Annotated in this window: 2 protein-coding genes and 2 pseudogenes; all 4 read left to right on the top strand. The window is 74.6% G+C overall.

All coding sequences use genetic code 11. From position 1 onward, the window contains the following. Nucleotide 1 precedes the first annotated feature (1 nt). A pseudogene (locus tag JM949_RS27765) lies at nt 2-1216 on the top strand (beta-ketoacyl synthase N-terminal-like domain-containing protein); the annotation flags it as partial. 311 nt (nt 1217-1527) lie between these two features. After that, nucleotides 1528-2112 (top strand): annotated as a pseudogene (locus tag JM949_RS37830) (polyketide synthase dehydratase domain-containing protein); the annotation flags it as partial. A gap of 8 nt (nt 2113-2120) precedes the next feature. Continuing rightward, on the top strand, nt 2121-10004 hold the full coding sequence (locus JM949_RS27760) for an SDR family NAD(P)-dependent oxidoreductase (protein WP_203151162.1): 7884 nt from the start codon (nt 2121-2123) through the stop codon (nt 10002-10004). Then, a partial coding sequence (locus tag JM949_RS27755) for a type I polyketide synthase (protein WP_238434001.1) occupies nt 9994-11673 on the top strand: 1680 nt, incomplete at its 3' end. The genes JM949_RS27760 and JM949_RS27755, both read left to right, overlap by 11 nt.

Below are 11673 nucleotides of genomic sequence, written 5' to 3'. Positions count from 1 at the left end.
GGTGTCGCCGCGGGAGGCGGTGTGGCTGGATCCGCAGGTGCGGTTGTTGTTGGAGGTGGTGTACGAGGCGTTCGAGGATGCGGGGTGTGCGGGGCGGATCCGGGGCACCCGCACCGGCGTCTACCTCGGGGTGTCGTTCCACGAGTACTGGGACGAGATCGTCCGTGCCCGGGTACCGATCCAGGACTACCAGGCGGTCACCGCCGTGCCGTCGGCGCTGGCCGGGCGACTCTCCTATGTCTTCGACCTCCAGGGCCCCAGTGTGCCGGTGGACAACGCCTGCGCGTCCTCGCTGACCGCGTTGCACCTGGCGGTGCGGGCGCTGCGCTCCGGTGAGTGCGACCGCGCCGTGGTCGCCGGGGCGAACCTGCTGCTCAGCCCCCTGCACTACGTCTACACCGCCAAGGCGCAGGCGCTGTCGCCCACCGGGCGCTGCCGGCCGTTCGACGCGGGCGCGGACGGCTACGTGCCGGGTGAGGGGGTCGCCGTGCTGGTGCTGCGCCCGCTGGAGCAGGCGTTGGCCGACGGCGACCGGGTGCTGGCGGTGGTCAGTGGCTCGGCGACCAACCACGTCGGCCGGTCGAACAGCCCGACCGCGCCGCGACCGGAGTTGCAGGCGCAGGTGTTGCGGCAGGCGTGGGCGGACGCCGGGGTGTCACCGGGCGACCTCGGCCTGGTGGAGGCCCACGGAACCGGCACGCTGCTGGGCGACCCGATTGAGGTGCGCGCGCTGCGCACGGCGTTCGGCGACGAGGGCCGGCCGGGCGGCTGCGTGCTGGGGTCGGTGAAGGCGAACCTCGGGCACCTGGAGGCGGCGGCCGGCATCGCCGGGGTGCTGCGGGCCATCCTGTCGCTGCGGCACGAGGCGATCCCGGCGATGGCCGGCTGGAACGAGCTGAACCCCTTCCTCGACCTGGACGGTTCGCCGTTCGTCATCAACAGCGAAACCGTGCCGTGGCCGGCCACCGACGGGGCGGTACGCCGCGCGGGCATCAGCTCGTTCGGCATGTCCGGCAGCAACACCCACGTGGTGATCGAGGAGCCGCCGCGGTTGCCCGTCCCGCAGCGGCCGGACGGCGGGCAACTGCTCGTCGTGTCGGCGCGTACCGCCGAGCGGTTGATCGCGCACTGCGGCCGGCTCGCCGAGGCGCTGCGCGCGAACCGGCCGCACCTGGCCGACGTGGCGTGGACGTTGCAGACCGGTCGGGAGGCGTTCGAGCACCGGGCCGCGATCTGGGCCGAGGACCTCGACGAGGCCATCGAGGCGCTCACCGCGCCGCACTGGACCGGCCGGGTTCCCACCGGGTCGCGACCGGCGCGGGTGGCGACGCGTCCGGGTGCCGACCGGCAGACGTGGGAGCGGTGGGCGCGGGAGTGGACGGCCGGCGCCGACGCCGACTGGACCGCGGCGTGGCCGGCCGCGCACCCGCCGCTGGCCGAGCTGCCGGCCTACCCGTTCAGCCCGGACCGCTACTGGATCCCGGAGCGGTACACGCACACCCCACCCTCCGGTGACAGCCCTTCACAGTGCGGCTGGGGCCGGACGACGCGGTCCTGGCCGACCATGTGGTGCGGGACGTGCCGGTGCTGCCCGGCGCGGCGCAGCTGGAGTTCGCCCGCGCGGCCGGTGCCGGTTCCGGACCGGTCACCGGGCTCGCCGACGTGGTGTGGCTCCGCCCGGCCGCCGGCGCCCAGCAGCGGATCACCGTGGAGCTGACCGCCGGTCCGGACGACGCCGGGTTCGTGGTCGGCGACGGCGACGGCACCCGGTTCAGCCAGGGCCGGGTCCTCTTCGGAGACCTGCCGGAGGCCATCCCGGTGGACCTGGCGGCCGTGCTCGCCCGCTGCGACCGGCAGCGGGACGGCGCGTCCGCGTACCGCGCGTTCGAGGAGGCCGGCCTGCGCTACGGGCCGCTGTACCGGGCCGTCGAGCGGCTGCACAGTGGCGCCACCGAGGCCGTCGCCGAACTGCGTCTCCCGCCGGACGCGGACGCCGACCGCTGGGTGCTGCACCCCGGTCTGCTCGACGCCGCGTTCCAGTCCATCGTCGGCCTGCTCCCCGAGGCCGGGCCGGACGGCGACGCGCCCCTCTACGTACCCTTCGCGGTCCGGCGGTCGAGGTGTTCGCCCCGCTGCCGACGCACTGCTTCGCGGTGGCCGGCTGGGCCGGCGGACGCCGCCCGGACGACGGCACGGCCGCCTTCGACATCACCGTCGTCGACCCGGCGGGCCGTCCCCTCGTCGTGGTGCGCGGCCTGACGCTTCGCGGGCTGAAGCCGTCCGATGACGCGCGACCGTCGGCGGTGCCGGACACCGACGTCCCGCCGACAGTTCGTTTCGTGCCGGAGTGGACGCCCGCGCCGCCGGCCGGGCACCGTCCGGTCGGGCCCGTGGTGGTCATCTCCGACCAGCGCCTCCCGGCCGACCTGCCCGGCTGGCACGCGGCCCGGGTCACCCGGGTGACGACCGGCGCCGCCTTCGCCGAGCTGCCCGACGGCGACTTCCGAATCGGTGACGACCCGGCCGACCTGGCGCGGCTCTGGGAGCGGCTGTGCGCCCGGGGCACGCCCGACACCGTCGTCTGCGCCGGCGACTGGACCGTGGGCCCAGCCGAGGAGCGGGTCCACACCGTGTTCGCGCTGGCCCAGGCCGTGGCACGGACCCGGCTGGACACCGTGGTGCGTGTCGTGGTGGCGCACCCGGGAACGGTCGAGGGTGTCGCCCTCGGCGGCTTCGCCCGGTCGGTCGGGATGGAGTGCGGCTGGCTGCGGCTGCGGGTCGTGGACGTCGGGGACCTGCGCGGACCGGCGCTCGCCGCGGCGTTGTGGCCGGAGGTCAGCGGCGACGATCCGGCCGTCGAGGTCCGCACCGACGGCGCGGTACGGCAGCTGCTGAGCTTCCGACCGGCCCCGGCGCTCGGCGACAGCGGGTCGATCTCGCCGGGCGACGTGTACCTGGTCTCCGGCGGCCTGGGCGGACTGGGCCGGCTGGTGGTGGAGTTCCTGGTCGGACGGCACGGCGCGCGGGTGGGCGTGCTGAGCCGGTCCACCCCGGACGCGGCGACCCGGCAGTGGCTGGCCGGCCTCGGCGACGCGGTCACTGTGCTGCGGGCAGACGTGTCGGTGCGCTCGGAGGTGTTCGCCGCGGTGGCCGAGGTGCGGCAGCGCTTCGGCCGGGTGGACGGTGTCGTGCACGCCGCCGGGGTGCTCCGGGACGGCTGGGTACGCGAGAAGTCCTGGGCGGACTTCCAGACCGTGCTGGCCCCGAAGGTGTCGGGCACGGTGTGGCTGGACGAGGCGACCGCCACCGACGACCTGAAGGTCTTCGTCGGCTTCTCGTCGGTGGCAGGGCTGGTGGGCAACGCCGGTCAGGGCGACTACGCGTACGCCAACCGGTTCCTCGACGAGTTCCTACGGCGACGGTCCGGGCGCAGCGTGTCGGCGGTCTGGCCGTACTGGGCGGACGGCGGCATGCGCGCCGACGGGGACGCCCTGCGCGCCATGGAACGCGCCACCGGCCTGGTCCCGCTGCCCACGGTGACCGGCCTGGACATCCTGCGCCGGGCGATGACCGGCGACGAGCCGCGGGTGATCGAGCTGTGCGGCGACCCGGACCGGTTGGGTGACTGGCTGAACGACGCCCCGCAGCCGGTGGTGGCGTCGCCCGCCGCCGGCGACGTCGCGGCCGACGTGCTCGCCTCGGTCCGCCGGGACGTGGCCCGCGCCGCCGCCACGGTGCTCGGCATGCGGGCCGGCGACCTGGAGATCGGGGCGGACCTCAGCGACTTCGGCTTCGACTCGGTCACCTTCACCGAGTTGGCCACCGCCCTGAACGACACGCTCGGTCTGCGCCTGCTGCCGTCGGTGTTCTTCGAGCACCCAACCTTGGCCGCGCTCGCCGAGACGATCGTGGCCGGCGACACCGACCGGCTCGCCGCCCACTACGGGCACGAGTCGCCGCCGGCCCGCCAGCTGCCCAGGGCCGAGCACGTGGCCGTGCCGGCGAGGACAACTCCGCACGTCACGGTGGCCAAGGGCAGACCGCCGGCGCCGCTCGCCGCACCCCCGCCCATCGCCCCGGACGCCGTCGCGATCGTCGGCCTGGCCGGGGCGTTCCCCGGCGGGAACGAGGCGGAGGGCTTCTTCGCCGACCTGGCCGCCGGCCGCGACCTGGTCGGCGAGGTCCCCGGCGACCGCTGGGACTGGCGACGCTGGGAGACCGACCCGGCCGGCGGTGGCCTGCGCTGGGGCGCGTTCCTGTCCGACGTGGACCGGTTCGACCCGCGCTTCTTCGGCATCTCGGCGGCCGAGGCCAACCTGATGGACCCGCAGCAGCGGGTGTTCCTGGAAACCGTCTGGCGCGCCATCGAGGACGCCGGCTACCGCGCCTCGGACCTGGCCGGCACCGACACCGGACTCTTCGTCGGCGTCAGCGGGATGGACTACGCCGACCTGCTCCGCAACGCGCCCGGCGACATCCAGGCGCACAGCTCCACCGGGATGGCACACGCCATGCTCGCCAACCGGGTGTCGTTCCTGTTGGACCTGCACGGGCCGAGTGAGCCGGTGGACACCGCCTGTTCGGCGTCGCTGGTGGCGGTGCACCGGGCGGTGGCCAGCATCCAGCGCGGCGAGTGCGACGCGGCCATCGCCGGTGGCGTCAATGTGATCCTCAGTCCGCTGACCACGCTGTCGTTCGGCCGGGCCGGGATGTTGGCGCCGGACGGTCGGTGCAAGGTGTTCGATGCCGGCGCGGATGGTTACGTGCGGGGTGAGGGTTGCGGCGCGGTGCTGCTGAAGCCGTTGTCGCGGGCCCTCGCTGATGGTGATCACGTGTATGCGGTGATCCGGGGTAGTGCGGTGAATCATGGTGGTCGGGCGGCGTCGTTGACGGCGCCGAACACGGCCGCGCAGGCGCGGTTGATCGTGAAGGCCTGGGAGCAGGCGGGTCTGGATCCGGCGACCTGCACGTTTGTGGAGACGCATGGCACGGGCACCGCGTTGGGTGATCCGATCGAGACGACAGCCTTGTCGCAGGCGTTCGCGAGACTGTATGAGCGGTGGGGTCATTCCGCGCCGACGAGTGCGCACTGTGCGCTGGGGTCGGTGAAGAGCAATGTGGGGCATCTGGAAACGGCCGCCGGGATGGCTGGGCTGACGAAAATTCTGTTGGGAATGCGCCATGGGCGGTTGCCGGGCAATCTGCATCTGAACTCGTTGAATCCGTATATCCGGTTGGACGGGACGCCGTTCGAGGTGCTGGACCGTACCCGGGAGTGGGAGACGAACGGGGGTCCGCGTCGGGCGGGGATCTCCGGGTTCGGCTACGGCGGGGTCAACGCCCACCTCGTCCTGGAGGAGCACCACGCGCCGCCGGTGACGACGTCGACTGACGGTCCGCAGGTGATCACCCTGTCCGCCAGGACCCCCGACCGCCTCACCGCGCAGGCGCAGCGGTTGTTGGCCTTCATCGGCGGCGAGCCCGGACGCGACGACCGCCCGCCCGCGACGCCTGTCGTCGAGGAGGTACGCGCGCTCACCGCCGAGGTCACCGGCGTCTCCGCCGACGACCTGAGCCCCGACGAGAACCTCTCCGAGTACGGCGTCGACCTGGTCACCCTCGCCCGCCTGACCGGACGGCTCAACCAGCGGTACGGCACCACACTGACCCCGGCCGACAGCAGCATCACCGCCCTCGCGAACCGTGTGCTCGACGCCACCACCGGGCAGTCCCCGGCACCCGCCCCGGTCGACGTGGACCTGGGTCGGCTCGCGCACACGCTCCAGGTGGGCCGCGAGCCGATGGCCGACCGTCTCGCCGTGATCGCCTCCAGCGTGTCCGAGCTGCGCGCGAAGCTCGCCGGGTACCTGGCCGGCGAGGACACCGACGGGGTACGCGTCGGCGGCGCCCAGCACACCGGCCGGGTCCTCGCCTCGATGCTGGACGGTCCCGAGGGGGAGCGGTTCCTCCGGGACCTCGCCACCGCCGGCCGGCTGCCGAAGCTGGCCGAGATGTGGGTGGCCGGCGCCGGCATCGACTGGCGGCACCTGCACCCGTCCCCGCCGACCCGGATGTCGCTGCCCAGCTATCCGTTCGAGCGCCGTCGCTGCTGGGTCGACGTCCGCCCCGAGCCGGCCGATCCGGCCGGGCGGCAGGCGGACCCGGTCGAGGACACCGCCGGGTACCTGGTGCGGGTCTTCGCCGCCGCCCTCGGCTGGCGGCCGGAGGAGATCGACCTCGACACCGGCTTCGACGAGTACGGCCTCGACTCGTTGCTGGCCCGCGAACTCACCGCCCGGCTGCGGGAACGGTTCCCCCAACTGTCGGCCACCGCGATGTTCGCCGAGCGCAACCTGCGCGGCCTCGCCCGGCACCTCGCCGCACAGCACGCCGCCCCCATCCCGGTCGCCGCGCCACCGGTCGCGGCTCCGCCGGTCGCCGCCTCGCCGACCCCGGCGGGGCCGGGCGCGGCGGAGCCGATCGCGATCGTCGGGGTCAGCGGTCGCTATCCCGGCTCGCCCGATCTGGACACCTACTGGCGAAACCTGGCCGAGGGCCGGGACTGCGTCACCGAGATCCCCGCCGACCGCTGGGACCACAGTCGCTTCGCCAACCTCGCCGACGGCAGGCCGTACTGTCGGTGGGGCGGCTTCCTGGACGACGTGGACGCCTTCGACCCGCAACTGTTCGCGATCTCCCCACTGGAGGCGCGCTACCTGGACCCGCAGGAGCGGCTCTTCATCCAGGCGGTGTGGGAGTGCTTCGAGGACGCCGGCTACCCCCGTCGCCGCCGTGGCGGAGGAGCCGGCACGGGTGCGCCGATCGGTGTCTTCGCGGGCGTGACCTACAACAACTACCAGCTGTACGCGGCCGAGTCGGGCCAGGAGTGGGCGCCTGTCAACTCGCAGTCGTTCGGCATCGCCAACCGGGTGTCGTACCTGTTCGACCTGGGCGGCCCCAGCATGGTGCTGGACACCGCCTGCTCCTCCTCGCTGTACGCGGTGCACCTGGCCGTGGAGAGCATCCGCCGGGGCGAGTGCACAGCCGCGATCGCCGGTGGGGTCAATCTGTCGCTGCACCCGAGCAAGTACGTGACCCTTGCCGAGGGGCAGTTCACCGCCGCTGACGGCCGCTGCCACTCGTTCGGCGCCGGCGGCGACGGCTACGTACCGGCCGAGGGGGTGGGCGCGGTGCTGCTCAAGCCGCTGTCGGCGGCGCTGGCCGACGGCGACCGGATCGAGGGCGTGATCCTCGGCTCGGCGGTCAACCACGACGGACGCACCTTTGGCTTCAGCGTGCCGAACCCGAGAGCGCAGGCCGCCCTCGTCCGATCCGCCCTGGACCGGGCCGGGGTGTCGGCGGAGACGATCAGCTACGTCGAGGCGCACGGCACCGGCACCAGCCTCGGCGACCCGATCGAGGTGCGGGGGTTGACCGAGGCGTTCGGGACCGACCGCACCGGGTACTGTGCGATCGGCTCGGCCAAGTCCGTGATCGGGCACGCCGAGGCCGCCGCCGGTATCGCCGCGCTGACCAAGGTGATCCTCCAGTTGCGGCACGGCCGACTGGCGCCCGCGCCGACCCGCTCGGACCGGGTCAACCCCGAGATCGATTTCGCCGCCACGCCGTTCGTCCTGCAACAGGGGCTGGCCCCGTGGGACCGCCCGCTGGTGAACGGCCGCCCGGTGCCGCGCCGGGCCGGGGTCAGCTCGTTCGGCGTGGGCGGGGTGAACGTGCACCTCGTCGTCGAGGAGCCGCCCGCGCCGCCGGAACGGCCCGCCGACGAACCGCGGCCCGAGCTGGTGTGCCTGTCCGCGCGGACCGAGGCGAGCCTGCGCGAGTACGCCGCCGTGCTCGCCGCGCACCTGCGCGCGGCCACGCCCCGGCTCTCCGACGTCGCGTACACCCTGCGGACCGGCCGGGAGGAACTGACCCATCGGGCCGCGTTCGTGGCGGCGGACCTGGACAGCGCCGCGCGGATGCTGGACGCGCTGAGCGCCGGCACCTCCACTCCCGGCCTCGCCCGGGGCCAGGTGGGTGGCGGCGGGCCCGGCGCCGGGGCGTCCGAGGCGGAGGCGTGGGTGGCCGGCGTCGAGGTGAGCGCAGAGCGGCCCGCCGCGCGCCGGATCCCACTGCCCACCTACCGGTTCGCCCGGGAGCGGTACTGGATCGTGGACCGCCAACCCGCCGCGCCAAGCGCGCCGTCCGCGCCGGTCGCGCCGTCCGCGCCGGTCGCGGGGCGGCTGGAGGATCGTCTGCGGGGCATGGTGGGCGCGCTGCTCGGATTCGACCCCGACACACCGCCTGACGTGCGAACCGGCTTCTTCGACCTCGGCCTGGACTCGGTGCTGGCCACCCGGCTGACCAATCGGCTGGAGGAGGAGCTGGGCGTCGAGCTGTATCCGAGCGTCCTGTTCGACCACCCCACGGTGACCGACCTGGCCGCGTACCTGTCCGGCGTGCTGCCGGACCAGGCGAGCGAGACGGCGGAGGAGGGCGTCGAGACGGTGCGCTACCGCGTCGGGTGGGAGCCTGTCGAACTGCTGCCCGCGACCGCCGCCACCGATCGACTGCTGCTGTTCGACGTCGACGCCACGATCCACGCCGCCGCGCCGGCCGGATCGGTGCTGGTCCTGCCCGGCGACGGCTTCGCCCGGCTGGCCGACGACCGGTACGAGGTACGCCCGGACTCCGCCGCCGACCACGAGCGACTGATCACCGAGCTGCGCGGGTCGACGGCCGGCCTGCCAAACCGGGTGGTCCACCTCTGGTCCCGTGGCGCGCGGACGGACACCGCGCTGCGCGACGGCCCACTGGCGATGCTGACCGTGGTCCGCGCGGTGCTGCGCGCCGCGCCGGACGCCGAGCTGCGGCTGCTGCACGTCTACCCGTACGACAGGGACCGGCCCGACCCGGCGGCCGAGTCCACCGGCGGCCTGGCCCGCAGCGTCGGGCACGAGAGCCCGCGCCTGCGGTGTGCCTCGGTCGGCATGCCGGTGGACCCGCCCGGTGAACTGCTCGCCCGCTGCGCCGCGGAGTTCACCGTCACCGATCACGACGAGCGGGAGGCCCGGTACTCCACCGGCCGGCGCTGGATCCGCCGGCTGCGCGAGCTGCCTCCCGCGCCCACGGACCCGCCACCGGTACGCCCCGACGGCGTCTACCTGATCAGCGGCGGCGCGGGTGGCCTGGGTCTGATCTTCGCCCGGCACCTCTGCACCGCGTACCGGGGCACTGTCGTGCTGATGTCCCGGTCGCCGCTCGACGCGCCCCGCCGCGCCGAGCTGGCCGACCTGGGCGACCGGGTGTGCCACCTGCGGGGCGACGTGACCGATGCCGGTGACGTCGAGCGGGTGGTGACCGAGGTACGCCGCCGCTTCGGTCGCCTGGACGGCGTCCTGCACGCGGCCGGCGCGCTGCGCGACAGCCTGCTGGTCAACAAGACCGACGAGGAGGTCCGCGAGGTGCTTGCCCCGAAGGTGTCCGGCGCGCTGCACCTGGACCGGGCCACCGCCGACGACGACCTCGACTTCTTCGTGGTGTTCTCGTCGCTGGCCGCGCTGGCGGGCAACGCCGGGCAGGCCGACTACGCCATCGCCAACCGCTTCCTCAACGCCTTCGCCGACGCCCGGGAGCACGAGCGCCGGGCCGGCCGGCGCCGCGGGCGTTCGGTGGCGGTGGTGTGGCCGTTCTGGCGGGCCGGCGGCATGGGCGTGGACGAGGAGACCGCCCGGCTCGTCCGTCGCCGCCTCGGCCTCGCCCAGCTCGACACCGCCACCGGCCTCGCCGCCTTCGACGCGGCGCTGGCCGGTGGGCACACCGAGGCCGGGGTGGTGCAGGCCGAACGGAGCAGGTTCGAGCGGCTGTTGCCCGTGCTGCCGGCCGGCGTGGGTGACGACGAGGTGGCCGCCGACATCGCGGCGATGCCGCTTACCGACGTGGCCGACGCGTTGGAGCGGTTGCTCGGCGAGCTGACCGGAGGGGACCCCATCGATGTCTCATGAGCTGCTGCTACGGCGCTCCCTGCACGCGATCCGGGAGCTGCGCCGCGAACTGGACCGGCGCGGGTCAGCCGACGACCAGGCCGGCGGGCCGATCGCGGTCACCGGGATGGGCTGCCGTTTCCCGGGCGGCGCGGACAGCCCGGCGGCGTTCTGGCGGCTGCTGGCCGACGGGCGCGACGCGGTCGTGCCGGTGCCGACCGGCCGCTGGGCCGGCAGCCACGTCGACCCGGATCCCGACGCGCCCGGCGCCACCTACACCGACCGGGGCGGCTTCCTGCGCGAGGACATCCTGGAGTTCGACGCCGAGCTGTTCGGCGTCCCGGCCGGTGAGGCGGCCGAGATGGACCCGCAGCAACGCCTGCTGCTGGAGGTGAGCTGGGCGGCGCTGGAGTCGGCCGGGATCGTGCCGGGCGGCCCGGGTGGTGAGCGCACCGGTGTGTTCGTCGGGATCTCCGGATCCGAGTACGCCATGCTGCCCCGCCCGGCCGCCGGGATCGGCCCGTACACGGCCACCGGCGCCACGGTCAGCATCGCCGCCGGGCGCATCGCGCACGCGCTGAGCCTGCGCGGTCCCGCCCTGGCGGTGGACACCGCGTGCTCGTCGTCGCTGGTGGCCGTGCACCTGGCGGTGCAGAGCCTGCGCCGTGGCGAGTGCGACAGCGCTCTGGCCGGTGGGGTCAACGCGCTGATGTCGCCGGGCAACTTCATCGTGCTGAGCAAGATGCGCGCACTCGCCCGCGACGGCCGGTGCAAGACCTTCGACGCGGCGGCCGACGGTTACGTGCGCGGCGAGGGCTGCGGGATGGTGGTGCTGCGACGGCTGGCCGACGCGCGCCGCGACGGCGATCCGGTGCTGGCGGTCATCCACGGCAGCGCGGTCAACCAGGACGGGCGCAGCAGCGGGCTCACCGTGCCCAACGGCTCGGCCCAGCAGGCGGTGGTGCGGCAGGCGGTGCGGCAGGCCGGGGTGGCCCCGGGCGAGGTCGGCTACCTGGAGGCGCACGGCACCGGCACACCGCTCGGCGACCCGATCGAGATGCACGCGCTCACCGAGGCGCTCGGCGCCGGCCGTACGCCGGACAAGCCGCTGTGGATCGGCGCGGTGAAGCCGGCCATCGGGCACCTGGAGGCGGCGGCCGGAATCGCCGGCCTGATCAAGACCGTGCTGGTGCTCCAGCACGGCGAGATACCGCCCAACCTGCACTTCAGCCGACTCAATCCGCGCCTGGCACCGGAGCGGATCCCGGCGCGGTTCCCGACCGCGCTGACCCCCTGGGACACCACCGGCGACCGCCGGGTGGCCGGGGTCAGCTCCTTCGGGTTCAGCGGCACCAACGCCCACGTCGTGCTCGCCGAGGCGCCGCCGGCAGCGGCGTCGGAGCGCCGTGCGGGCCCGCACACCGCCGTGGTGTCCGCGCGTACCCCGGAGCTGCTGCGCCGGCACGCGGCGGACCTGGCCGGGTACCTGGCGAGCCATCCCGGCCTCGACCTGGCCGACGTGTGCCACACCCTGGCCACCCGGCGGACGGTCTTCGGGCACCGCGCCACAGCGGTGGTGACCAGCCACCACGACCTGGTGGCGTGGCTGCGCGCCGTGGCGGACGGCGCGCCAGGCCAGGCCGACGGCGACCCACCGCGCGACACCGTGGCCGCGCCGTACCCCTCCCGG

The organism is Micromonospora tarensis (genome assembly GCF_016803395.1).
Classification (GTDB): Bacteria; Actinomycetota; Actinomycetes; order Mycobacteriales; family Micromonosporaceae; genus Micromonospora; species Micromonospora tarensis.
The sequence above is the reverse complement of the archived record's forward strand: the minus strand, read 5'-3'. Positions and strand labels throughout refer to the sequence as shown.